At 71.9% G+C, this 23,605-nt stretch carries 19 protein-coding genes; 11 read left to right on the top strand and 8 right to left on the bottom strand.

The features are described 5' to 3' along the window. The first annotated feature begins 315 nt into the window (after positions 1-315). Entirely contained in the window at positions 316-3,414 is a 3,099-nt protein-coding gene (locus ACFFIA_RS05200; protein WP_377246186.1) for a M14 family metallopeptidase, read from the top strand. A gap of 1,308 nt (positions 3,415-4,722) precedes the next feature. On the opposite strand, the gene ACFFIA_RS05195 is transcribed toward ACFFIA_RS05200, so the two are convergent. Both ACFFIA_RS05195 and ACFFIA_RS05190 read right to left on the bottom strand, forming a co-directional pair. Next, complete coding sequence (locus tag ACFFIA_RS05195) at positions 4,723-7,200, bottom strand: DEAD/DEAH box helicase (protein ID WP_377246183.1); 2,478 nt, start codon at positions 7,198-7,200, stop codon at positions 4,723-4,725. Between the two features lie 51 nt (positions 7,201-7,251). Further along, the gene (locus ACFFIA_RS05190; RefSeq protein WP_377246180.1) at positions 7,252-8,244 is read right to left on the bottom strand and encodes a TrmB family transcriptional regulator; all 993 of its coding nucleotides are present in this window, start codon (positions 8,242-8,244) and stop codon (positions 7,252-7,254) included. 341 nt (positions 8,245-8,585) lie between these two features. On the opposite strand from ACFFIA_RS05190, the gene ACFFIA_RS05185 reads away from it, so the two are divergent. Next, complete coding sequence (locus ACFFIA_RS05185; RefSeq protein ID WP_377246177.1) at positions 8,586-9,665, top strand: response regulator transcription factor; 1,080 nt, start codon at positions 8,586-8,588, stop codon at positions 9,663-9,665. A 60-nt stretch (positions 9,666-9,725) separates the two neighbouring features. On the opposite strand, the gene trmB is transcribed toward ACFFIA_RS05185, so the two are convergent. After that, entirely contained in the window at positions 9,726-10,427 is a 702-nt protein-coding gene (gene trmB, locus ACFFIA_RS05180; protein ID WP_377246173.1) for a tRNA (guanosine(46)-N7)-methyltransferase TrmB, read from the bottom strand. A 91-nt stretch (positions 10,428-10,518) separates the two neighbouring features. Next, positions 10,519-11,151, bottom strand: a complete 633-nt coding sequence (locus tag ACFFIA_RS05175) for a hypothetical protein (protein ID WP_377246170.1) — start codon at positions 11,149-11,151, stop codon at positions 10,519-10,521. 121 nt (positions 11,152-11,272) lie between these two features. Between ACFFIA_RS05175 and ACFFIA_RS05170 the strand changes: the two genes are divergently transcribed. The 5 genes from ACFFIA_RS05170 to ACFFIA_RS05150 all read left to right on the top strand — a co-directional run bounded on the left by ACFFIA_RS05170 (position 11,273) and on the right by ACFFIA_RS05150 (position 16,123). After that, positions 11,273-12,394, top strand: coding sequence for a cellulose binding domain-containing protein (locus tag ACFFIA_RS05170; protein WP_377246167.1), 1,122 nt, complete (start codon positions 11,273-11,275; stop codon positions 12,392-12,394). A 74-nt stretch (positions 12,395-12,468) separates the two neighbouring features. Next, complete coding sequence (locus ACFFIA_RS05165; protein ID WP_377246164.1) at positions 12,469-13,014, top strand: hypothetical protein; 546 nt, start codon at positions 12,469-12,471, stop codon at positions 13,012-13,014. A gap of 3 nt (positions 13,015-13,017) precedes the next feature. After that, positions 13,018-13,632, top strand: a complete 615-nt coding sequence (locus tag ACFFIA_RS05160) for a class F sortase (RefSeq protein WP_377246161.1) — start codon at positions 13,018-13,020, stop codon at positions 13,630-13,632. Positions 13,633-13,695: 63 nt separating this feature from the next. Next, complete coding sequence (locus ACFFIA_RS05155; RefSeq protein WP_377246158.1) at positions 13,696-15,270, top strand: PQQ-dependent sugar dehydrogenase; 1,575 nt, start codon at positions 13,696-13,698, stop codon at positions 15,268-15,270. Between the two features lie 100 nt (positions 15,271-15,370). Next, positions 15,371-16,123 carry an ROK family protein gene (locus tag ACFFIA_RS05150; protein ID WP_377246155.1) on the top strand — a complete coding sequence of 251 codons (753 nt, stop codon included), beginning with the start codon at positions 15,371-15,373 and terminating at the stop codon, positions 16,121-16,123. On the opposite strand, the gene ACFFIA_RS05145 is transcribed toward ACFFIA_RS05150, so the two are convergent. Together ACFFIA_RS05145 and add are read right to left on the bottom strand one after the other, a co-directional pair. Further along, positions 16,106-17,029: a proteasome assembly chaperone family protein gene (locus ACFFIA_RS05145; RefSeq protein WP_377246152.1), complete on the bottom strand. Its 924-nt coding sequence runs from the start codon at positions 17,027-17,029 to the stop codon at positions 16,106-16,108. The genes ACFFIA_RS05150 and ACFFIA_RS05145 overlap by 18 nt on opposite strands. A 36-nt stretch (positions 17,030-17,065) precedes the next feature. Continuing rightward, positions 17,066-18,037, bottom strand: a complete 972-nt coding sequence (add, locus tag ACFFIA_RS05140; protein ID WP_377246149.1) for an adenosine deaminase — start codon at positions 18,035-18,037, stop codon at positions 17,066-17,068. Between the two features lie 477 nt (positions 18,038-18,514). On the opposite strand from add, the gene ACFFIA_RS05135 reads away from it, so the two are divergent. Together ACFFIA_RS05135 and ACFFIA_RS05130 are read left to right on the top strand one after the other, a co-directional pair. Further along, the gene (locus tag ACFFIA_RS05135) at positions 18,515-19,459 is read left to right on the top strand and encodes a hypothetical protein (protein WP_377246146.1); all 945 of its coding nucleotides are present in this window, start codon (positions 18,515-18,517) and stop codon (positions 19,457-19,459) included. Between the two features lie 94 nt (positions 19,460-19,553). Next, positions 19,554-20,279, top strand: a complete 726-nt coding sequence (locus ACFFIA_RS05130; RefSeq protein ID WP_377246143.1) for an EcsC family protein — start codon at positions 19,554-19,556, stop codon at positions 20,277-20,279. Here the strand turns inward: ACFFIA_RS05130 and ACFFIA_RS05125 are convergent. Next, positions 20,251-21,102, bottom strand: coding sequence for an SGNH/GDSL hydrolase family protein (locus ACFFIA_RS05125; protein ID WP_377246140.1), 852 nt, complete (start codon positions 21,100-21,102; stop codon positions 20,251-20,253). The genes ACFFIA_RS05130 and ACFFIA_RS05125 overlap by 29 nt on opposite strands. Positions 21,103-21,208: 106 nt before the next feature. Between ACFFIA_RS05125 and ACFFIA_RS05120 the strand changes: the two genes are divergently transcribed. Further along, entirely contained in the window at positions 21,209-22,771 is a 1,563-nt protein-coding gene (locus ACFFIA_RS05120) for a Na+/H+ antiporter (RefSeq protein WP_377246137.1), read from the top strand. Positions 22,772-22,844: 73 nt separating this feature from the next. Further along, positions 22,845-23,102, top strand: coding sequence for a UBP-type zinc finger domain-containing protein (locus ACFFIA_RS05115; RefSeq protein ID WP_377246133.1), 258 nt, complete (start codon positions 22,845-22,847; stop codon positions 23,100-23,102). 190 nt (positions 23,103-23,292) lie between these two features. Here the strand turns inward: ACFFIA_RS05115 and ACFFIA_RS05110 are convergent, their stop codons facing one another. Further along, positions 23,293-23,520: a helix-turn-helix domain-containing protein gene (locus ACFFIA_RS05110; RefSeq protein WP_377246130.1), complete on the bottom strand. Its 228-nt coding sequence runs from the start codon at positions 23,518-23,520 to the stop codon at positions 23,293-23,295. Positions 23,521-23,605: the final 85 nt, after the last annotated feature.

Here is a 23,605-nt window from a genome sequence, read left to right as displayed (position 1 = left end):
CCCAAAGTGGACAGAAAATCGACCACCAGTGGGCCCCAGGCGGTGCCGCGCTGGGGTCTGGTTCTGAAGGAGCCAGGCCAGGGCATCGTAGATTTCGCGATATGCCGGTGGCCACGGGGCGAAGTACTCGTCAACGGTCATACCGGGAACGCACACATGGGACTGGCGTCTCCGCCCGAACTCGCGGTCGCACCGGGGACAGACCCAACGGCTCATCGGGCGTTCATTTCGCGCCACGGCCGAAGAGGTGATTGACACCTACGGCCCGTAACAGGAAGCTCACGCGTGGACGACCTTCAACATAGAGGAGGCGCAATGAGGACAGCACGGTTGGCGACCGCCTGCGTGCTCACTCTGGTGGGTGCGTTGGCACCAGCCATACCGGCGGGCGCTCAGGCGCCGTCGAGACCCGGCGGCGGCACCGACAAGCTGGGGGTGTATGTCGGGACGCTCACGCCGCAGCAGCTCGACGTGACCCGTTCAGCCGGCGTCGACCTGGCGGAGGCCCCGGCCTCCACGGACAAGTCCGGTAACACCACGGTCGAGCTGGTGCTCAGTGGATTCCAGGCGGAGAAGCTCGCGACCAAGGGCGTGAAGCTGTCTCCGAAGCAGGTGGAGGGCAAGTCGGCGACGCAGGCGCTGCGCGAGCAGTCGGCGCGGGGTTGGTCGGCCTTCCGTTCGTACAGCGAGCCGGGCGGCATCCGCGACGAGCTCACCGCGACCGTCGCCCGCTACCCCAAGATCACCAAGCTGGTGTCGATCGGCAAGTCGGTCAACGGGCAGCCGATCCTCGCCGTCCGGGTCACCAAGGGCGCGAAGAACGTGCCGGAAGGCAAGCGTCCCTCGACCCTCTACCTCGGCGCACAGCACGCCCGCGAGTGGATCACGCCTGAGATGGTGCGCCGGCTGATGCACCACGTGCTCACCGGATACGGCACCGACGCCGAGCTCACCAAGCTCGTCGACACCACCGAGCTGTGGTTCATCCCGGTGGCCAACCCCGACGGTTACGACTACACGTTCACCGAGGGCAACCGCCTGTGGCGCAAGAACCTGCGCGACAACGACGGTGACGGCCAGATCACCACGCTCGACGGCGTCGACCTCAACCGCAACTTCGGCTACAAGTGGGGCTTCGACAACGAGGGCTCCTCGACCGATATCGCCAGCGACACGTTCCGTGGCTCCGGGCCCAACTCCGAGCCGGAGACCCAGGCGCTCGACCGGCTGTTCCGCCGGATCGGCTTCGAGTTCATGATCAACTACCACTCCGCCGCCGAGCTGCTGCTCTACGGCGTGGGCTGGCAGCAGAGCACGCCGACCCCCGACGACGAGATCTACAAGGTGATGGCCGGCGACGACGCCAACCCGGCGGTGCCCGGCTACGACCCCGACATCTCGGCCGAGCTCTACATCACCAACGGCGACACCGACACGCACGCCACCGTCAAGTACGGCACGCTCGGCTTCACGCCGGAGATGTCGACCTGCCAGACCGTCGCCGCCTCCGTGCCCGACGACGAGTGGGAGCCGGAAGACTGCGTCAGCTCGTTCATCTTCCCCGACGACGAGGAGCTGATCGCGGCCGAGGTCGCCAAGAACATCCCGTTCGCGCTGGCGGTCGGCAAGTCCGCTCTCGACCCGGACGAGCCGGTCTCGGTGATCGGCCGCAGCACGCCCGACTTCGTGATCGACGCGTTCGACGTCTCGTTCGGGCGCAACCAGCCCGTCGCCACGATCGCCCGCCGCGCGCTCAAGGACGTGCGGATGCACTACACGATCAACGGCGGCCGCCCCAAGACGGTGGGCGTCAAGGAGTGGAAGGGCGGCGAGCGCTACGGCGACACGCACCACGACTACTTCGCCGAGCTGCGCGGCAACGTGACCGGAGCGAAGCCGGGCGACCGGGTCGAGGTTTGGTTCACCGGGCGCAAGCCGAAGGTCGGCGTCGTCGCGAGCGACCACTTCACGTACACGGTCAACAGCGACATCGGCGGCGAGGTCCTCGTGTTCGCGGCCGAAGACGTGACCGGCCTCAGCCCGGTGCAGGAGGGCACCTCCGCCAAGTACGCCGACGAGCACGTGGCCGCGATCAACAAGGCCGGCTACAGCACTGACGTGTACGACTTCGACACGCAGGGCCGCGAGGCGCCCCACCACCTCGGCGTGCTCTCGCACTACAAGGCGGTGTTCTGGGAGACCGGCGACGACGTCATCCAGCGCTCGGCCGGACAGGTGCCGGGCACGACCACCAAGGCGGCTCTCGACACCGAGCTGCACGTGCGCGACTACCTCAACGAGGGCGGCAAGCTCTTCGTCGGCGGGCAGAACGCGCTGCTGGCTCAGGGGGCAAACGGGTCGTACTTCTACAACCCCGCCGCGCCGCCCGAGTGCACCGACCCCGACGACCTGGCCTGCCTGCCGCTGCTGAACGACTTCCAGCAGTACTGGCTCGGCGCGCACACGTACGTCAGCGGCGGCGGCACGGGGGCCGACGGCACGCACTACCCGCTCACCGGCCGCGGCCAGCTCGCCGGCTGGGCCGGTGGCACGCTCAACGCCGACGGCTCGGCGGCCAACCAGGCGCACACGGCCTCGTTCCTGCCCACGTCCAGCTTCCTGCCGGTCGGGGAGTTCCCGCAGTTCCGCAGCGAGATCGCGGGCGACTGGGATCGGCCGGGCGCGGCGCCGTTCGACCCGCTGACCGGTGACTGGTACGCCTTCAGCGGCCAGGCCGACCAGGCGTACAAGCGGCTGACCCGCACGGTCGACCTGACCGGCGCGACAAGTGGCGAGCTGCGCTTCTGGGCCTCGTACGACATCGAGACGGAGTGGGACTTCCTCATCGTCGAGGCGCACGAGGTGGGCACCGACGCGTGGACCACGCTGCCGGACGCCAACGGGCACACCGGCACCGAGACCGGTTCCAGCTGCACCTCGGGCTGGGTCTCGCAGCTGCATCCGTTCCTCGCCCACTACCAGGGCGCGGACTGCTCGCCGACGGGCACCACCGGTACGTGGAACGCGGCCACCGGCCCGTCCGGCGGCTGGGCGGAGTGGTCGGTCGACCTGACCGCGTACGCGGGCAAGCAGGTCGAGCTCTCCATCTCGTACGTGAGCGACTGGGCCACTCAGGGCCTCGGTGTCTTCCTCGACGACGTGCGACTCTTCGCCAACGGTGCGCAGATCGCGGAGACCTCGTTCGAGGCCGACCTCGGTGGCTGGACGGTGGCCGGCCCGGCGCCGGGCTCCAACCCGAACAGCAACGACTGGGCCCGCACGCAGACGGCGTTCGACGAGGGCGGCATCGTCGTCACCCCGGACACCGTCTACACCGGATTCGGACTGGAGGGCCTCGCACCGGCCGCCCGTGACCAGCTGGTGGACCGCTCGCTGGCACACCTGCTCGGCTAGCCACACGCTCCACAGTGGAGGGGTCCGCGCGGAGAGCGCGGGCCCCTCGCCCTGGAGAGCCTTCGGACCGGCCGCGAGGGCGCCATGAGTGTGCTCTGTCCGTTGCGGTTCGCCCCTGGTGTGACAGAGGGGAGCTGCCGCGATGCCCGTCGTGCTCCTGACCGTTGCTCCCGCAGCCTCACCCTCCGCGTCCTCGCGATCGCGACCTGGCCCGACGTGGGCCTCGGCCCGGGCGGAGCTGTCGCGTTGGGCGCGTCAACGCGCCAACTCGCGCCGTATCACCGGCGCGCGTGCGGCGCACGGTCTGCCGCCGGCACACTTCCTCAGCCTCGCGATCGGACTGCCCACCGGGCAGGCAGCCTCCGGGTCAAGACGAGTCATGGCTGCTATTCATGGCTGCTATTGGCGCCACAAGCCGTCTTTGAGAGCTTCGGAGTCAGGCTCTTGGCCCCGTCCACAATGGTCACCACAGACCGCCGCATTCTGCCGATTTGTCGGCTCACCGCAAGCCCGAAAGCAGGCACGACGCCCCGGTTGCTCGCCGCCGCGTGTCGCCGCCGGCCCCGGGGGGCTACCTGACGGTAGGCATTAAAGCCCCGGAATCCTGGGCGCCCTCCCGCCAAGATCCCGACAACATCCCTGACTTTTGCTGCCTCCCGCTACGGGCGTAACAGCAAGTCCCCCGATTTTGTCGCCACGCGTCGCCACGGACGCTCGATCACGCCCTCCACCCCGACTCCGAAAACTCTCTTGATCCGGCCGCATCTGGTTGATCGAGGGCGTGCCCGCGTGCCCCTTTTTTGGGGGCGGGGGTGCTCCCGGTCTGGAGGTCAAGGTCGTGCGTGGCGAAAAGTTCACCCTCTGGGGTCAACTGGTCGCCACGGACGGACCGCCTCCCGGCCCGGTCAGCCCGGGCAAGAGGGCTTTGTCGGGGACGTAGCCCTCTTACGGCCGGTTTGAAGAGGCGATGTCCCTGACAAACGCCCACACACCTGCCGGGTTCGGCACGGCAACCACCGGCCTGGCGTCCACGCCGCAGGTCGGTATCGGGCGTCCCGTTCGGGTTGGGCGCACCGGTGCGCCCAACCCGACAGCTTCTCCAACACAGGACCGCAGCTCCGAGGCCAGCCCAGCCGCGCGACCACCTCGACTCTGAAAACTCCACAGTTGACCCCAAAGGGTGAATTTGTGTGGACCGCGGAGGGTGAGGCTGCGGGAGCGGCGGTCTGGAGCGCGGCGGACATCGCGGTAGCCCACATCTGTCTGGAATGGATCCTCCAAGGTCGGCAGGACCGACCTCGGCGGAGGTCAGTCGGAGCCCACCGAGACGACGCGGACGGCCGCGGCGCCCAGCTCGTCGGACTCGGCCAGGTCGATCTCCGCGGTGATGGCCCAGTCGTGGTGGCCCGCGGGGTCGTCGAGGATCTGGCGTACGGTCCAGCGGTCGCGGCCCTGGTCGATCATGAGCAGCGCCGGGCCGCGGGCGTCCGGGCCGGTGCCGATGTCGGTGTGCTCGGCGAAGTACGGCTCCAGCGCCTCCGCCCACGCCTCGGCGTCCCAGCCGGACTCGGCGTCGAGCGCGCCCAGCTCGTCCCACCGGCGCAGGGCGGCCAGCTCGACGCGGCGGAAGAGGGCGTTGCGCACCAGCACGCGGAACGCGCGGGCGTTGCGGGTGACCGCGGGCGGGCGCTCGTCGACCGGGGCCTCGGCCGCGCCGTCGGTGCCCAGGCGGAGGCGCTCCCACTCGTCGAGGAGGCTGGAGTCGACCTGCCGGACCAGCTCGCCGAGCCACTCGACCAGGTCGGTCAGCTCCTCGGTCTTGGCCTCGTCGGGCACGGTCTGGCGCAGCGCCTTGTAGGCGTCGGCGAGGTAGCGCAGCACCAGCCCTTCAGAGCGGGAAAGCCCGTAAAAGGCCACGTACTCGGTGAAGGTCATGGCCCGCTCGTACATGTCGCGCGCCACCGACTTGGGCCGCAGCTCGTGGTCGGCGACCCAGGGGTGACCCTTTCGGTACGCCTCGAAGCCCACCTCCAGCAGCTCGGCCAGCGGCTTGGGGTGGGTCACCTCCTCCAGCAGCTCCAGCCGCGCCTCGTACTCGATGCCGTCGGCCTTCATCGCGGCGACCGCCTCGCCGCGGGCCTTGAACTGCTGCGCGGAGAGGACCTGCCGCGGATCGTCCAAGGTGGACTCGACGACCGAGAGGACGTCCAGCGGATACGTGACCGCGTCGCGGTCCAGCAGCTCGAAGGCGGCCAGCGCGAACGGCGACAGCGGCTGGTTGAGCGCGAAGTCGAACTGGAGGTCGACGGCGAGTCTGACCGGCGCGCGGGTCACCACGCCGGCGGCGAGGAGCGCCCGGTACATGGCGATGGCTCGCCGGATGTGGCGGCGCTGCGTGGCCCGGTCGTCGTGGTTGTCGGTGAGCAGGTGGCGCATCGCGGCGAACGCGTCGCCCGGACGGCCGATTACGTTGAGCAGCATCGAGTGGCTGACCGTGAAGCTCGACGTGAGCGGCTCCGGCTCCGCCTCGACCAGCCGGTCGAAGGTGGGCTTGCCCCAGCCGATCGAGCCCTCCGGCGGCTTCTTGCGGACCACCTTGCGACGCTTCTTCGGGTCGTCGCCGGCCTTGGCGAGCGCCTTCTCGTTTTCGATGACGTGCTCGGGCGCCTGCACGACCACCGTGCCCACCGTGTCGTATCCGGCCCGCCCGGCCCGCCCCGCGATCTGGTGGAACTCGCGTGCCTTGAGCAGCCGCGTCTTCGTGCCGTCGTACTTGCTCAGCGCGGTGAAGAGCACCGTCCTGATCGGAACGTTGATGCCCACGCCGAGCGTGTCGGTGCCGCAGATCACCTTGAGCAGGCCGGCCTGGGCGAGGGTCTCCACGAGCCGGCGGTAGCGGGGCAGCATGCCGGCGTGGTGCACGCCGACGCCGTGCCGCACGAGGCGGGACAGCGTGCGCCCGAAGCCGGCGGTAAACCGGAAGTTGCCGATGGCCTGCGCGATCGCGTCCTTCTCCGCGCGCGTGCTCAGGTTGACGCTCATCAGCGCCTGCGCCCGTTCCAACGCGGCCGCCTGGGTGAAGTGGACGATGTAGACCGGAGCCTGGTGCGTGGTGAGCAGCTCCTCGATGGTCTCGTGCAGCGGCGTCGTGACGTACGAGAAGAAGAGCGGGACCGGCCGCGCGGCCGAGCGGACGACGGCGGTGGGGCGGCCGGTGCGTCGGGTCAGGTCCTTCTCGAAGAAGGAGACGTCGCCGAGCGTGGCCGACATCAGCACGAACTGCGCCTGCGGCAGCTCCAGCAGCGGCACCTGCCAGGCCCAGCCCCGGTCGGGCTCGGAGTAGAAGTGGAACTCGTCCATCACGACCAGGCCGACGTCGGCCTCGGCGCCCTCGCGGAGCGCGATGTTGGCGAGGATCTCGGCTGTGCAGCAGATGATCGGGGCGTCCTCGTTGACGCTGGCGTCGCCGGTGAGCATGCCGACGTGTTCCGCGCCGAAGGCCTGGCAGAGCGCGAAGAACTTCTCCGACACCAGCGCCTTGATCGGCGCGGTGTAGAAGGTGGTGCGGCCGGTGGCGAGCGCCGCGAAGTGCGCGCCGAGCGCCACCATGCTCTTGCCCGAGCCGGTGGGGGTGCTCAGGATGACGTTGGCGCCCGACACGATCTCGATCAGCGCCTCTTCCTGATGGGGGTAGAGGGTGAGCCCCTGGTCAGCGGCCCAGGACGCGAACGCGTCGAAGGTGGCGTCGGGGCCGGAGTCGCGGGGTACGAGGTCGGTGAGCGTCATAGCCGTTCAAGGATGCCAGGTCGCGTCGCCCGGCGCCCCACGCGGGCGAGGTCAGAGCCAGCCGCGCTCGCGTGCCTGCCAGCCCAGCTGGAGCCGGGAGCGGGAATGGGTCAGCTCCATCAGGTGCTGCACGCGGCGTACGACCGTGCGGCGGCTCACGCCCAGCCGGGCGGCGGCCGCCTCGTCGGTGAGCCCGGCGACGAGCAGCGAGAGGAGCTGGCGGTCGGCGGCGGTGAGGCCCCCGTCGGCGGTCGGCTCGTCGTTGTCACCCAGCGCGAGCGGCGTGGCAACCGCCCAGAGGGTCTCAAAGAGGGCGATCAGCGCGTCCAGCAGCCCGCAGGGGTGGACCAGCAGGGCCGCGTCGTGGGCCGCGGTGGCGTACGCCAGCGGCAGCAGCGCCAGCTCCCGGTCGGCGATGGCGAGCTTGGTGGGGAGCGTCTCGACCAGCCGGGCCTGCTCGCCGGCGCGCAGGTGGGTCGCGGCGGCGGCCGCCACGCCGGGGTCGGCGAGGGCGGTCGCGTCGTACACGGCCCGGTAGCTCACGCCGGCGGCCTCGCGGTCGAGCTGCGTGCGGTTGACCCCGGTGGGCTTCGCGTACGGCGGCGCGACCAGCACCCGCATCTCCTTGCGGGCGGTGCGCTGGACCCGGTCGAACGCGCGCCCCACCGCCGCCCGCCCGGAGACGATCTCGATCAGCTCCTCGGTGCTGCGGCTGGCCACCAGGTGCTCGGCCTCGTCGGCGAGGCGGAGCGCGGCCTCGCGAGTGCGCTCCAGCTCCTCCATGCGGCGCCGGACGAGCTGCTCCACGGCGAGGTCGGGCGGGACCGGGACGACCCGCTCCTGCGGTGGCGGCGTGCGGTGCACCAGCCCTTTGCGCTGCAGGCCCGCGACCGCCCGTCGAGTGCCGGCGGCGGTGAGCCCGATGCGGTCGGCGAGCTGGGGGAGTGGGGCGCTGCCCTGGCGCACCAGAGACAGGTAGGTCGACTCCTCCGCGGCGCTCAGTCCGGCCGCTTCGAGCACGGTGCACATCCCTCGTTGACGCATCTGCGACATGGCGCAGCTGCGCTGACCGTAGATCCCTTACCGCCCTGGTGACAAGTGTGAGGCTGATCGCGGCCACCGAGCGGACCGGCCGGGGCCGAGCCCTCTTCTGGCGTAAGCCATCCTCCGCCCCAGCCGCCGGCCGCGACCGGCACCGTCCACTCTGGCCGTTCGGCGCAGATGTCGTACCGCTCGTCGCGTCCCAGGTACCGCTTGGCGCAGCGGGACTCGGGCGTGGCGCCACTCGGTATCCTGCTTGGAAATCCATCCCCACCGATGGCTGTCCCTGCTCCTCACCAGGGGGCCCCATGGGTAGTGGAAGTGCACCGGGACCCGCCCGCGTCGTGGTGTGTTCCGCGGATCAGCTCCGGCGCGACGCGCTGGCGGCGTACCTCGGCACGCTGCCCGACTACACGCTCGTGGGTCAGGTCGACCGCGGGTCCGAGCTGGCGCCGCTGGCCGAGCACCAGCGGCCCGACATCGTGCTCGTCGACGGGGGTCCGCGACCGGGCGAGCTGCTGTCCGTGCTCCGTACCCTCCACACGCGGCTGCCGGCGATCTCGGTGGTGCTGGTGTACGAGCGGCTCTCGGCCGCGGATCTCGCCGCGGTGTGCAGGTGCGGCGTGGTGGCGCTGGTGCCGTCCGCGCACGGTCTCGGCGGACTCCTCGCCGTGCTGCGCGGGCTCCCGTCCGGCCCCCTGGCGGGCGGCGCGCTCACCGCCCGCCAGCGCGAGATCCTCCTGCTGCTCCGCTCCGGGCACCGGGTCGCCGAGATCGCCGACCTGCTCGCCATCAGCCCCGGCACCGTGGAAAACCACCGGCGCCGGGTCTACGCCAAGGTGGGCGCGCCCGCGCCGCCGGCCGCGACCGCCGAGCGGGCGGCCGACCCCGGCGACGAACCGACCGCGCCGCTGGGGCGGCCGGTGCTGGCGGTGACGGTGGGCAATCCGAGCCCGGTGCTGGACCGGGTCGTCACGACGCTGATCGTGCACCGGCTGGCGGTCGTCCGCGAGCAGGGGCCGGAGGCGGTCGCGCAGGTGCACTGGCTCCGCTCGCACCGAGGGCCGGTCGTACGGGTCCTGGTCGACCCCACGATCGACCAGCTGCGGGCCGGGGCGGCGCTCGGCTGGACCGCCGTGCTGGTGCACGCCGGGCCGATCGACCGGCGGGGCATGGTGGAGGCCGTGGCGCACGGCATCCTCGGCCTGGTGCCGGCGAACGAGGTGGAGCAGCATCTGGTGCCCGTGCTCAACCTGGTCGCCGCCGGCTTCCTCGTACTCGATCCGCCGTCGACCGGGCTCGTCACCGACGTGCTGGCCGCGCGGGCCGGGGAGGAGGCGCCGCCGCCGGTCGATCCCGCGCCCCGGGGACGTCCGTACGGCCCGCTCCTGCGCCGGCTCGGGCTGGCCGTGGCGCTCACATAGGACAGTCCACTGTGGCTTCCTGCGGCCCGCGCGGGCCGCCTCGCGCGGTCGCCTCGCGTCTCAGCGGCGGCGGAACGACAGGTCGAAGATCTCCCGGCCGGCCTCGACGCCGCGCTGCTCGAACTTCGTGAGCGGGCGCTCGGCCAGCCGCGGCGCGTACGCCTCGTGCTCGTTGACCAGCTCCGGGTCGGCGGCCAGCGTCTCCAGCATGACCTCGGCGTACTCGGCCCAGTCGGTGGCGCACCGCAGCGCCCCGCCGGGCACGAGCCGGGAGCGGAGCAGCGCGACGTGTGCGGGCTGGATCAGCCGGCGCTTGTGGTGGCGCGCCTTGGGCCACGGGTCGGGGAAGAAGGCGTGCACCGCGCTCAGGCTGGCCGGTGCGAGCATGTGGCGCAGCAGCACGATGGCGTCGCCGAGGCCGACCCGTACGTTGGTCAGCCCTCGCTCCTCGACCACCGCGAGCAGGTTAGCCACGCCGGGCGTGTGCACGTCGACGGCGAGGTAGTCGCGGTGCGGGTCGGCGGCGGCCATCTCCACCGTCGCCTCGCCCATGCCGGAGCCGATCTCCAGCACCAGGGGCGCCCGCCGGCCGAAGAGGGCGGGCAGGTCGAGGCGGGCGGTGGGCGTCTCCGGGATGGGCACGCCCCACAGCGGCCAGAGCCGGGTGAGCGCGTCGGCGTGGCGGCCGTTCATCCGGCCGCGCCGGGGATGGAAGGTGCGGACCCGGGCGTGGTGGACGGCGGAGGTGCGGGGTGAGTTCATGGCCCGCCAAGGATACGGCGGCGCCGGCCGCGGCTTCGCGACCGGCGCCGCCGGCCCGCCGGGGGTCCCGTCCCGGCGGGAAGGTGGGAGGTCAGGCCACGGCGCCCCACATCGCGGCGAAGGCGGCGGCCTCGCCGGTCAGCCAGCGCTCGACCTCCTCGGGCTTCGTCGCCGGGTCGGGGCGGTGGACCAGGCCGCGGCGCACGTCGACCACGACCGGCGTGGCGTGCGGCAACACCTGCCGCATATGGCGGGTCATGAGGTGCAGCGTGGCGACCAGCGCCTCGTCGGCCGGCGGGTCGGGGTCGAAGTGGAGGCGGACCGCCTCGGCGCGGCCGTCGTCGTAGCGCAGGCCGAGGTGCGGGTTGACCTTGATGGAGAGACCGCCGAGCACGCCGAGCGCGTCGCGGGTCTGTGCCAGCCCGACCGCCGCCGGGTCGCCGAGTGAGCCCAGGTAGGCGAGGGCGCCGGGGGTGATCGCCTCGTAGAGCGGGCGCCAGCGTGGTCGGACCAGGTCGATGGCGGCGGTCAGGTGCGCCCCGCCGGTGCGGAACTGGATGTCGGCCTTGAGTGCCTTGACCAGCGTGCCGTGCGGGTTGAACCCGGAACCGGACTCGCGCTGGCGGCGCAGGCCCGAGACGAAGGTGGCCTTGCGCGGGCCGGTGCGCCCGACATAACGGGTGAAGGCGAGCAAGGTGGCGTAGGGGGGAGGGGCGCCGGTCACAGCAGTCTCCTAACGAAGAGTGACGAGCCGTGTTCGTACACACATTCTAATCCGACGGTACGACAAACTTAGTCCCTGAACCGGTTGAGTTGGAATGTATCCACATGCTTCAATGCGGTGCATGTGGAAAAGGTCCCTGCTCGCCGGCCTGATGGCCGCGATCGCGTTCATCGCCGCCCAGCAGGTGGTGACCGCCCCTGAGGCCAGCGCGGCCGCCCCGGTGCGGGTCATGCCGCTCGGCGACTCGATCACCGGCTCGCCCGGCTGCTGGCGCGCCATCCTGTGGAACCGGCTGCAGAGCGGCGGCCTCACCGACGTCGACTTCGTCGGCACTCTGCCACCTCAGGGGTGCGGCGTGGCGTACGACGGGGACAACGAGGGGCACGGCGGCTTCCTCGCCACCAACGTCGCCGACCAGAACCAGCTCGTCGGCTGGCTCGCCGCCACGCGCCCCGACGTGGTGATGATGCACTTCGGCACCAACGACGTGTGGAGCAATCGGTCGAACGACGTCATCCTGGCCGCGTTCTCCAAGCTTGTCGACCAGATGCGGGCCAGCAACCCGCGGATGCGGATCCTGGTCGCGAAGATCATCCCGATGGGTACCAGCCAGTGCGCCGAGTGCGGGCAGCGCGTGGTGTCGTTCAACAACGCGATCCCCGCCTGGGCCGCCGGCAAGACCACCAGCCAGTCGCCGATCACCGTGGTCGACCAGTGGACCGGCTTCAACACCGCGACCGACACGTACGACGGCGTGCACCCCAACGCCGCCGGCGACCAGAAGATCGCGGACCGGTGGTACCCGGCACTCGCGGCCGCCCTGGGCGGCGTGAACCCGACGACGCCGCCCCCGACCACCGCGCCGCCGACCACCGCGCCCCCGACGACGGCACCGCCCACGACCGCCCCACCGACCACCGGACCGCCGCCGGGCACCGGTGACGGGTGCGCCGCCACCTACCGTACGGTCGGGCAGTGGCCGGGCGGCTTCCAGGGCGAGGTCGTCGTGCGCAACATCCGCACCTCCGCGACCAGCGGCTGGACGGTGCGCCTGACCTTCCCCAACGGGCAGCGGGTCAACCAGATGTGGGGCGGTTCGTACACGCAGAGCGGGTCCACTGTGACCGTCACGAACGTGGGCTACAACGGCGCCATCGCGCCGAACGCCTCGGCCACCTTCGGCTTCATCGGAAGCTGGACCGGGAGCAACACGGCGCCCACGCCGACCTGCGTGGCCACGTAACGGCACGGCATCGGCGCCGCGTCCCTCCGGGAGAGCGACTTGAAGGACGAGTCGATCACGGGGAGAATCTGACCATGGGAGGACGCGGCGCCATCGCAGCGGCCGCCGTCATCATGGCCGTGGTCCTGTCCACAGCGGCGCCAGCGCACGCCGCCGACGCCCACCGTTCGGCCTCCGTGCCGCAGGGCGGCACCACGCTCCGGATGAAGGCCGCCACCTACGTCGAGCTCAACCCGGAGACCGTCCAGGCTGGATACCTGGTCGGGATCCGGGCGAGCTGCGACGACAACACCAAACCGGCCACTGTGGAGTCTGGCGCGTTCGGCGAGGTCAGGGTCTATCCGCAGTTCGACGTGCTGACCGCGGCTGTGACCGTGCCGGCCGAGCGGGATGCCCGCCGCTACGAGGTGCGGCTGAGCTGCGAGGGCGGCGGGTCGGCCACCGCCCGGCTCAACGTGCTCCCGGGCGGTCGGCCGAGCGAGGGTCCGGCCACCGGCTTCGGCGGCATGGCCGGCGACGGCTCCGGCGGCCTCCTGGTCGGTGGCGGCGTGGTCGCCATCGCGGTCGGGGCGCTCCTGGGGGCGTACACGCTGCGGCGGCGCCGCGCCGAGACGACCTGATCGATGGCCGCCAGCCGGTTCACCGGTCCGGTCGCCATCGTGGTGGCACTCGCCGGCGTGCTCGCGGTGGGCGCCGGCCTGACCGAGGAGACCGGCCTCTGGGCGGCGCTCTCCGGCGACAGCAAGCCGCCGCCACGCGAGTTCCCGGTCATGGAGCCGAGCCGCCCGATCCGCATCGCGATCGAGTCGATCGACGTGAGAGCCCCGGTGCACGGTGTGGGCCTCGCCGACGACGGCTCGATCTCGGTGCCCTCGGTGCACCGGCACAACGAGGCGGGCTGGTACGACCGGGGGCCGACGCCGGGCGAGTTCGGCCCGGCGATCATCGTGGGGCACGCCGACACCAAGGACGGCCCGTCCGTCTTCTTCTCGGTGCCCAAGCTCAAGCCCGGTGACCGGATCGAGGTGACCCGCCGCGACCGGTCGATGGCGATCTTCGAGGTCAACTCGGTGGAGCGCTTCGGCAAGTCCAAGCTCCCCACCGAGCGGGTCTACGGCGACTACACGCGCCCCGGCCTACGCCTGATCACCTGCGGTGGCCGGTGGGTCGGCGGGAGCACCGGATACCAGGACAACATCGTGGCATTCGCGTCGCTCGTAGAGACGAAGAACGCGTGATACATTGACGGTGATCGCTGTATTGGTAGCCGAGGGGACCGGCTCAGCAGCTAGGAGATCGCCGTGCGTACCCGTCTCGTCATCGCACTTGCCGCCGTCGTGGCGACCGCCGGCGGCGCCGGCCTGGCCGCGGCGGCGACCACGTCCGCCGCGGACCCGATAACCACACTCGCCAACGGAAACTTCGACTTCAGCCGCCCGCAGACCGCGGCCAGTGGGCTGACCGTGCCGTGGGGGCTGGCGTTCCTGCCCGACGGCAGCGCGCTGGTCAGCGAGCGCAACAGCGGTCGCGTGCTGCGCATCCCGGCCGGTGGCGGCCAGGCACAGCAGGTGGCCACGATCAGTGGCGTCTCGGCGACCGGCGAGGCCGGCCTGCTGGGGCTCGCGGTCTCGCCGACCTACGCGCAGGACGCCTTCGTCTACGCGTACTTCACCTCCGCCTCGGACAACCGGATCGTCCGCTTCACGCTCGCCAACCCGCAGACCCAGACGCCGATCCTCACCGGGCTGGCGCGGGCGAGCATCCACGACGGCGGGCGGATCGCCTTCGGGCCGGACGGCATGCTCTACGCGGGCGTCGGCGACGCCGGCAACACCGCCAGCGCGCAGAACGCGCAGAGCCGCAACGGCAAGATCCTGCGGATGCGGCCGGACGGCAGCACCCCGCCGGACAACCCCACCGCCGGCTCGCTCGTATACAGCCTCGGCCACCGCAACGTACAGGGGCTGGCCTGGGACTCCTCCGGCCGGCTGTACGCCAGCGAGTTCGGGCAGAACACCTGGGACGAGGTCAACCACATCGTGCCGGGCGGAAACTACGGCTGGCCGACGGTCGAGGGGCGGGCCGGCGACCCGCGCTTCCGCGACCCGATCGTGCAGTGGACCACCGCCGAGGCATCGCCCAGCGGGGCGACCGTCGACGGCAACACGCTGATCGTGGCCGCGCTGCGCGGCGCCCGGCTGTGGAAGGTGCCGCTCAACGGCAGCGGCGGCACCGCGGGCAACCCGACCGCCGAGCTCCAGGGGCAGTACGGGCGGCTGCGCACCGTCGCCGTCGGTCCGGACGGCTGGCTCTGGGTCGCCACCAGCAACCGCGACGGCCGTGGCCAGCCCGCCGCCAACGACGACCGCGTGTTGCGCTTCCCGCCGGTGGGCACGGTGACCACCCCGCCGACCACGCCCCCCACGACCCCGCCGACCACGCCCCCCACGACGCCGCCGACCACGCCGCCCACCACCCCGCCGACGACGCCGCCCACCACCCCGCCGACGACGCCGCCCACCACCCCGCCGACGACGCCGCCCACCACGCCGCCGGTCAGCGGCAGTTGCACGGTGGCGTACCAGGTGAACCAGTGGAGCAACGGTTTCACCGCCAACGTCACGGTGACCAACCGGGGCTCGGCGGTCAACGGCTGGTCGCTCACCTGGAACTTCCCCGGCAACCAGGTCATCTCCAACGCCTGGAACGCCCAGGTCACGCAGAGCGGCGCCGGCGTGACCGCGCGAAATGTCGGCTGGAACGCGTCCATCCCGACGAACGGCAACGCGACCTTCGGCTTCCAGGCCAGCTACAGCGGCACCAACAACCGCCCGGCGGAGTTCCGTCTCAACGGGACGGTGTGCGCGAACGCCTGACCCGCGCCGGATCCCGCGGTCCAGGCCGGCCGCGGGGTCCGGCAACCTGACCGGGCCGCGACGCGCATGATCGCGGCCCGGATGCGGGCACACTGTCCCTGTGACTACCACGCTGGCGATCGACTGTGGCGGGGGCGGCATCAAGGCGTCCGTACTGGACGAGGCGGGCACGATGCGGGCCCAGCCGGTGCGCGTGCCGACGCCGTACCCCCTGCCGCCCTCCCTCTTCGTGCAGACCCTCAGCGACCTCGCGGGCGAGCTGCCCACCGCCGAGCGGGCCACGGTGGGGATGCCAGGGATGATCCGGCACGGCGTGGTGGTGGCGACCCCGCACTACGTGACCCGCAACGGCCCCCGCACGAAGGTGGACCCGGACCTCGTCGGGCAGTGGGCGGGCTTCGACGCCCGGACCGCCCTCACCGGCGCCTTCGACATGCCCACGCTCGTGCTCAACGACGCCGAGGTGCACGGCGCGGGAGTGGTCGCCGGCACCGGGCTGGAGCTGGTGCTGACGCTCGGCACCGGGCTCGGCTGGGCCCTCTTCGACGGCGGCATCCTCGCGCCGCACCTTGAGTTCTCCCAGGCGCCGGTGCGGTGGGGGATGAGCTACGACACGTACATCGGCGAGCACGAGCGGCGGCGCCTGGGCGACGCCTTCTGGTCGCGCCGGATCCGCACGATCGTCGACGGGCTGCGGCCGGTCTTCCTGTGGGACCGGCTCTACATCGGCGGCGGCAACGCCCGGCGGATCCGCCCCGAGCAGCTCGCCAAGATGGGCGACGACGTGGTCGTGGTGCCCAACACCGCCGGCATCATCGGCGGCGTGCGGGCATGGTCACTGACCCGGCCCTGAGTCTCCCGACTTGCCCTGCTCGGCGAGGAAGCGCTCCAGCTCGGCGCCGAGCTCTTCCGCGGTCGGCAGCGGGCCGCTGTCGGCGAGGAGGTTGGCGCCGCGCTGGCGGCCACGGGTGAAGGCGTCGTACTGCTCTTCCAGCGCCCGCACCAGCTCGGCCGCCTCGGCGGTCTGGGCGATCTGCTGGTCGATGTCGGCGCGCACGTCGTCCGACGCCGAGCGCAGCCCTTCGGTGGGGAGCAGCAGCCCGGTCGACTTGGAAACCGAGGTCAGCAGCTGCTCGGCGGCCGCGGGGTATTCGGCCTGGGCGAGGTAGTGCGGCACGTGCGCGGCGAAGCCCATCGCGTCGTGCCCCTTTTGCCCGAGGCGGAACTCCAACAGGTGGCCGGCGCTCCCCGGCACCTGCACGCGCTGGAGCCACGGCTCGTAGCCGGCGACCAGCTCGCGCCGCGTGCCGTGGGCGGTGATGCCGGTCGGGCGCGTGTGCGGGACGGCCATCGGGATCGCGTTGAGCCCCACGGTCAGCCGCACGCCGAACCGCTCGACCACCGCGGTCAGCGCGGCCACGAGCCGCTCCCACTGAAGGTCGGGCTCGGGGCCGGTGAGCAGCAGGAAGGGCGTGCCGGCGTCGTCGTGCAGCAGGTGCAGCTCCAGCTTGGGCGCCTCGTACGACTCCCAGTGGTCCTCTATGAAGATCATCGGAGGGCGGCGGGACCGGTAGTCGAGCAGCTGGTCGATGTCGAACGTGGCCACGGAACGGGACTCGAGCGTCTTCAGGAGGTGCTCACGCGCCAGCCGGACGGCGTTGCCCGCGTCGACGAAGCCGCTCAGCGCCTGCACCAGCACCGGCCGGCCCAGCTCGGGCACGTCCTCGGCCAGCTCGTACAGGCCATGCGGATCGAGCACCGGTCCTCCTCGTGAAGAGAAACTGCTACTCCGTAATTAAACCCCGGCGACCCAGCGGTCGATTCCCACCGCGAGCCGCCGCCGTACCTCCGGCGGTGCCGCGGACGCCTCGACCGAATGTCGGGCAAGCACCGCCAGGTCGTCGTCGGTGCAGCCCAGCTCGTCGCGGGCGATCTCGTACTGCCGGTGCAGGCCGCCCGGGAACAGCAGCGGGTCGTCGCTGCCGAGGGCGACCCGGACGCCGGCGTCGAGCAGGGTACGCAGCGGGAGCGCGGCGAACTCGGCGATGACGCCCAGCGGCGGGTATGACGTGGGGCACACCTCCAGCGCGACGCCCTTCGCGGCGAGCAGGTCGAGCGTGCCGGGGTCGGTGCAGGCGGTCACGCCGTGGCCGACCCGCGTGGCGCCGAGCGTGTTCACACAGTCGCGTACGTGCCAGGACGGCTCGTAGAAGCCCCCGTGCGGCACCGCCAGCAGCCCCGCCTCGGCCGCGATCCGGAAGGCGGGCGCGAAGTCGGCCACGCGCCCGCGACGCTCGTCGTTGGAGAGTCCGAAGCCCACGACCCCGGCGCCGACGTACCGGGCGGCGAGGCGGGCGATCCGTACCGCCTCCTCCGGCGGGCGGGCCCAGCTCGCCGCCAGGACCACACCGGTCGGGCCGCCCCGCGCGCCGGCGAGTACCGCCTCGACCACCGGCTCCAGACCGCCGAGCCGCTCGGCGTACGAGGTGGGGTCGACCTGGATCTCCAGCCACCCCGCACCGTCGGCCGCGTCGTCCGCGGCGGCCTCGGCCACGACCCGGGCGATGTCCTGCGCGGTACGCAGGGCGGCGCGCGCCGCGTCGTAGCGGGTCTGGAACGCGGCCCAGCCGTGCGTCACGCCGGGGGCGAGGGGCGGGGGGACGGGGATGCCGTACCGGTCGGCCAGCTCGGTGAGCGTCTCCGGGCGCATCGAGCCGGTCAGGTGGAGGTGGAGGTTGGCCTTCGGCAGGTGGCGGAGGTCACGCACCGCCCGACCCTAGCCCCGACGGCACCACTACTCTGTGTCTACATACGACTACTGCGTGTTGGATCCGTTCCTCCGTACGGGTTGCGGGAGGTCTAGGTTGCATCCCCCGAACGGTGGAGGTAGAGGCATGTCGCTTTTTGATCATTGACGGGAGAGGATATCTCCTGTCTTGTCATGACTCTCAGTGCATACCCGACTTGCCGGTCTGGCGAGGTTGTCGCCCTCGCACGCGTCGGTGACGCTGGGTGACCGAATTTAGGAACCAGCAAAGTGGTGCGGCTCACAAAATCACTGTGTGTGATCGCGGGAGGGCATGTCTAACCTCGCTGGATGCGTGACGACGACACCAAGATCCCCCAGTCCGGCGCCGCAGCCCCCACTGACCGTTCGGCTGATGGCGCATCCCCCGACCGGCACCAGGTACCTCGCCACCTTCACGTTCCGTCATGGGCGCAGACGACGTCCTGGGCGCGGACATTGCCCTCCGTAGTTGAGGGGCGTGCGAAGCAGTGGGCCACCGACGTGCCCGCCTGGCTCCGCGCCCGCGACTGGACGCAGATCAGGTCCCAGCTCAACGCCCGCAAGGTGCGGCTCACAGTCGCCACCGGCGTGATCGGCGTCCTCGGGTTCGCCGCATTCGCCGAGACCGGCGCCGCGACGAGTGGCCCGGCGACCGTTGTCTCCCCGGTCATCGCCGCCCACGCGCAGGCGGAGCGGGACAGGGCGGCCGAGGCGCCGGCCTCCCGGGCCGAGCGCGCAGACGTCGGCTCGGCCGATGCCCTCGACGCCGACAAGGCCGACGCGACCGGCGCCGACCAGAAGGAGTCCACGAAGGACGGTGCCGAGCAGAAGCCCGCCGCCAAGGATGAGGCGGCTCCGGAGAAGGCCCCGGAAAAGGCTCCGGAAAAGGCCCCGGAGAAGGCGCCGGCCAAGGAGGAGGCGGCGCCGAAGAAGGCCCCCGCCAAGGTCACCCCCGTCGCCGGCCTCTCGCAGGTACAGACCGACAACGCCGCCGCGATCGTGCGGACCGGCGCGAAGCACGGCGTACCCGAGCGCGGCATGGTCATCGCCGTCGCCACCGCGATGCAGGAGAGCACGCTGCTCAACCGGGCCAGCGAGGTGCTGCCCGAGTCCAAGCAGTATCCGCACCAGGGCACCGGCTGGGACCACGACTCGGTCGGCCTCTTCCAGCAGCGCACCAGCACCGGCTGGGGTCCGGTGGCGAGCCTGATGCAGCCGGAGTACGCGGCGATGAAGTTCTACCAGGGGCTGCTGCAGGTGCCCGGCTGGGACCGCATGCCGCTGACGTACGCCGCCCAGGCGGTGCAGGTCTCGGCGTACCCCGAGGCGTACGCCAAGCACGAGCCGGCCGCGACCGCGATCGTGCAGGGCCTGCTGGACCAGGGCGTCGGCAACGGCTGACCCGCGCGGGGACGAGCCGACGCCCTCCGGGGAGACGAGGGGTGGTCACTTCCGGGCAATATGGTAAGGACCCCCTCGCCCCCCGGAGGACTCCGTGACCGAACCTCAGCCGCAGGCGGCGGCTTCTGAGGAACCCACCGCGGACGACGGCCCGGTCGAGCCACCGGCCGGCCTGTGGGACCGCATGAAGAGCGACCCGCAGTACGCGCCCGAGCACCTCGCCCTCGAAGCGGTGCGGCGGCTCGGCCCGGAGGCGAAGCGGTGGGCCGAGCAGTCCCGGGCGCGGCAGCCCGGCGTACCCCCGGACGAGCTTGCCCGCCGCGCGACGCGGCGCTTCGTCAACCTGGCCCGCCTCTCCGGCGCGGTCTCCGGTGCGGCCGGCCTGCCCGGCGCGGTGGTCGACGTGGGCGTGCTCGCCTGGACCCAGGCGCGCATGGTGCTGCACCTCGCCGCGGCGTACGGCGTCGACCCGACGCACGGCGACCGCGCCTCCGACCTGCTCGTGCTCCAGAAGGTGCACAAGGTCGCCGAGACCGCGCGGCTGGCGCTGGGCGTGGCGGCGGGTCGCGAGCGGGCCGGCGCGTTCTTCGGGCAGCCGACCGCCGCCGGGCGCACCTTCCTGCGGCTGGGCGTCAAGCTGGCGCAGATGGCCGGCGTCGGCGCCGCGAAGCGCATGGTCGCCAAGGTGGTGCCGGGCGCCGGCGTGGTCTTCGGCACCTGGGCCAACTCGGCGGCGACCAAGGACCTGGCCCGGCGCACCACCGCGCTCTACCGGCAGCCGCCGCGCGTGCCTAGGCAGCGAAGTGGCGAGGATACGTGACCTCGGCGAGCTTGCGCTGGCCGTCTACGTCGGGGTGAAACCAGTCGACCCGGTTGATCATGTTGAGCGTGAAGCGGACCCGGTGAGCGGCGCCGCCGTCGTACGTGCACAGCTTGCCGTACGCCTTGCAGGCGGCGCCGAGCTGCGAGTTGTATCCGTCGACCCGCGTGGCCACGGCTGAGCGGCGGCTCACGTCGGCCTCGGCGGTCGACGTCGGATTGGCGAGCAGTGCCGGGCAGATGCCGCGCGACCACGCCCGCACCGCCCGCTGCTCGGTGTGCCCGACCTCCCAGAGCCGGTTGAGGTCGGGGATGCTCACCACCAGCAGGTGCGCCTTGGGCAGCCCCTTGCGCAGCCGGCCCAGCGCGGCGTCGACAGCTCGCCGGAAGTCGGCGACCGGCGTCATGTCGTCGATCGTGCCGCGGCAGATGTCGTTGGCGCCGACCAGCACGGTCACGTATTCGACCTTGGCGGCGACCGCCTTGTCGACCTGGGCCGGCAGGTCGGCGGCCCGGGCACCCCGGGAGGAGTAGTTGGACGCCTGGTCGTCGATCGCCTTGTTGTCCGCGCGCAGCCGCCGGTAGTGGCTGTCGACCTGCGGGCTCGCGCCGGTCGACCAGGACCACCGCTGGCAGTGGTTCATCGTGAAGCAGGCGCCAAAGCCCAGGGAGATCGAGTCGCCGAGCGCGGCCATGGACGACGGTAGGTCGCTGTCGGACGGCTTCGGCGTCTCCCGCCCTCGCCCGCCCGCACTGCCCTCCTCGCAGGCGAGGGCCACGATCGCGGTGAGGGCGAGCAGAAGGGTCGTCAAGCGTCGGCGCATCGCGGCAATCCCCGGATGTCTCGGTGGCTGACAGCAACGGCCTGATTACTCTAGCGAACCTCGCGGGCTGGCGGTGGGCGTACCCTCACCGCCCTAAGCTCAGCCCATGGACGGGCTGGCGGAGGTCGTCGGACTGGTGGCGATCGCGGTGATCGGCACCGCGTTGGCCCGCAGGCTCGGGCTGCTCGCCCCGATCGTGCTGGTGATCGCCGGGCTCGGCCTGTCGTTCCTCCCGTTCGTGCCCGAGGTGCACCTCGATCCGCACCTGGCGCTGGTTGGCATCCTGCCGCCGCTGCTGTACGTGGCCGCGGTCGAGACGTCGGTGCCGGCCTTCCGGTTCAACCTGCGCCCGATCCTGCTGCTCGCGATCGGGCTGGTCGTCGTTACCGCGTTCCTCGTCGGCACCGTGCTGCACCTGATGCTGCCCGGCGTGCCGTACGCCATCTGCGTGGCCCTCGGCGCGGTGGTCGCGCCGCCCGACGCGATCGCGGCCACGGCGATCGCCCGGAGGGTGCGGTTGCCCCGGCGGGTCGTGACGATCCTCGAGGGCGAGAGCCTGATCAACGACGCCACCGCGCTGGTGCTGCTGCGGGTATCGGTGGCGGCCGCGACCGGCGCCGCGGTGGGGTTCTTCAACGTGGCCACCGAGGTGGCGCTCGCGGCCGGTGGTGGCATCGCGATCGGCGTGGTCGGTGCGCTGGTGTTCGCGTACGTGCACAAGCGGATCAAGGACCCGCTGATGGACACGGCACTGTCGCTGCTCACGCCGTTCCTCATCGTGCTCCCCGCCGAGGTGGTGGGGGCCTCCGGCGTGGTCGCGGTCGTGGTCGCCGGCCTCTACCTGGGGCACCGGATTCCCAAGCTGATGTCGGCGGCCTCCCGGTTGCAGACCGAGGGGTTCTGGCGGATCGCCCGCTTCCTGCTGGAGGGCATGGTCTTCCTGCTGGTCGGCCTACAACTGCGCGATGTCCTGCGGAGTATGAAGACGCCGTGGATCGAGGTCATCGAGATCACCGGGGCGGTCGTCGGGACGCTGATCGGGACCCGCTTCCTGTGGATCTTCCTGACCGTGTACCTCGCTCGGCTCATCCCGCGCGTGCGCCGCCGCGACCCGCTCCCGCCGGCCAGCTACCCGGCGGTGGTGGGCTGGGCCGGGATGCGCGGCGTGGTCACGCTGGCCGCCGCGCTCGCCCTGCCCAGGCCGGACGAGGTGGCGTACCCCCGGGCGCTCTTCGTCTGGCTCGCGTTCGCGGTGATCGTGGTGACGCTCGTGCTCCAGGGGGCGACCCTGCCCTGGTACGCGCGCCGCCTGCGCATACCGCCGGACGACCCCAACGAGGACACGCTCGCCGAGGCCGCCGTGCAGAACGCGGCCAGCCGCGCGGCCCGCGACCGGCTCGACCAACTCGCCGAAAGCGCGCCGGCGGGTACGGTCGATCGGTTGCGGGAACTCGCCGAGCACCGCGCCAACAAGGCGTGGGAGCGACTCGGCCCGTCGGAGACGCCCTCCCGCGCGTACGGGCGGCTGCGCCGCGAGATGATCGACGCCGAGCGCGAGGTGTTCCGGTCCGCCCGAGACGAGGGACGCATCGCCGAAGAGGTGCTCCGCCGGGCACAGCGCGACCTGGACCTGGAGGAGTCTTTGCTGCAGCGAACGACGGAGGACTAATGAGTGGGAGTCGCGAGGCTACGGGCCTCGGCTACGGCGGCGGATGCGCGCCGAGCGGCGGAGCGTGGTTGCGATGAGCTGTACGCATCTCGCTGAGGCTGGCACGGTGGAGCCGCAGAGCACGGAGGGCTGCCAGGACTGCCTGGAGTCCGGCCGCCACGACTGGGTACACCTGCGGCTCTGCCTCACCTGCGGCCGCGTCGGCTGCTGCGACTCGTCGCCCGCCAAGCACGCGACCGCACACCACCGCGCCACCGGTCATCCGGTGATCCGGTCCTTCGAACCGGGCGAGAGCTGGCGGTGGTGCATGGTCGACGAGCAGCTCGGCTGACTCCGACCCACCGTCCGGCGGACGGTTGATCGCGTATCGGGAGGTCTCTCGCGTGAACGGAGACCTCCCGAAGCCGAAGCGCGTCCGGGCTGACAGACCTTGCATTGGCGGGCACGCACCGGATCACTGCGTTGCGCGGACGAGGGCGCGAGGCACGGTGAGCCGGGAGGCCGGCGGCGGGGTCTGCGGTTCAGGCGTCGTGGGCGGTGGCGCCGCGTGCGGCGATCTCGTGCAGGGCGCGCGGGTCGCGGATCGCCACGCCGCTCCGGGTGATGGCGATCGCCGACGAGTCGGTCAGGCGGCGGAGAGTGCGGTTGACGGTGACGCGGCTCAGGCCGAGGATCCGGGCCAGCGCCTCCTGCGAGCCGCGCCACGCGATCTCGCCGGGCGCGGCGTCGGTCGCGAGCGTGCCGGCCACACCTTGGTGCCGGAGGCGTCCGCATGGGCGCTGACCACCGCGCCGCTCATCAGGAGGAGCACGTCGCCGTCGCGGGGGATCACCT

This window comes from Phytohabitans kaempferiae, assembly GCF_042433955.1.
GTDB lineage: Bacteria > Actinomycetota > Actinomycetes > Mycobacteriales > Micromonosporaceae > Phytohabitans > Phytohabitans kaempferiae.
Note: the sequence above shows the minus strand (reverse complement) of the source record. Positions and strands in the feature narration are given on the sequence as shown.

Excerpts from the sequence above, each read along its gene's own strand:
- ACFFIA_RS05200 (WP_377246186.1), top strand. The coding sequence starts at position 316 with ATGAGGACAGCACGGTTGGCGACCGCCTGCGTGCTCACTCTGGTGGGT.
- ACFFIA_RS05195 (WP_377246183.1), bottom strand. The coding sequence starts at position 7,200 with ATGACGCTCACCGACCTCGTACCCCGCGACTCCGGCCCCGACGCCACC.
- ACFFIA_RS05190 (WP_377246180.1), bottom strand. The coding sequence starts at position 8,244 with ATGCGTCAACGAGGGATGTGCACCGTGCTCGAAGCGGCCGGACTGAGC.
- trmB (WP_377246173.1), bottom strand. The coding sequence starts at position 10,427 with ATGAACTCACCCCGCACCTCCGCCGTCCACCACGCCCGGGTCCGCACC.
- ACFFIA_RS05170 (WP_377246167.1), top strand. The coding sequence starts at position 11,273 with ATGTGGAAAAGGTCCCTGCTCGCCGGCCTGATGGCCGCGATCGCGTTC.
- ACFFIA_RS05165 (WP_377246164.1), top strand. The coding sequence starts at position 12,469 with ATGGGAGGACGCGGCGCCATCGCAGCGGCCGCCGTCATCATGGCCGTG.
- ACFFIA_RS05160 (WP_377246161.1), top strand. The coding sequence starts at position 13,018 with ATGGCCGCCAGCCGGTTCACCGGTCCGGTCGCCATCGTGGTGGCACTC.
- ACFFIA_RS05125 (WP_377246140.1), bottom strand. The coding sequence starts at position 21,102 with ATGCGCCGACGCTTGACGACCCTTCTGCTCGCCCTCACCGCGATCGTG.
- ACFFIA_RS05120 (WP_377246137.1), top strand. The coding sequence starts at position 21,209 with ATGGACGGGCTGGCGGAGGTCGTCGGACTGGTGGCGATCGCGGTGATC.
- ACFFIA_RS05115 (WP_377246133.1), top strand. The coding sequence starts at position 22,845 with ATGAGCTGTACGCATCTCGCTGAGGCTGGCACGGTGGAGCCGCAGAGC.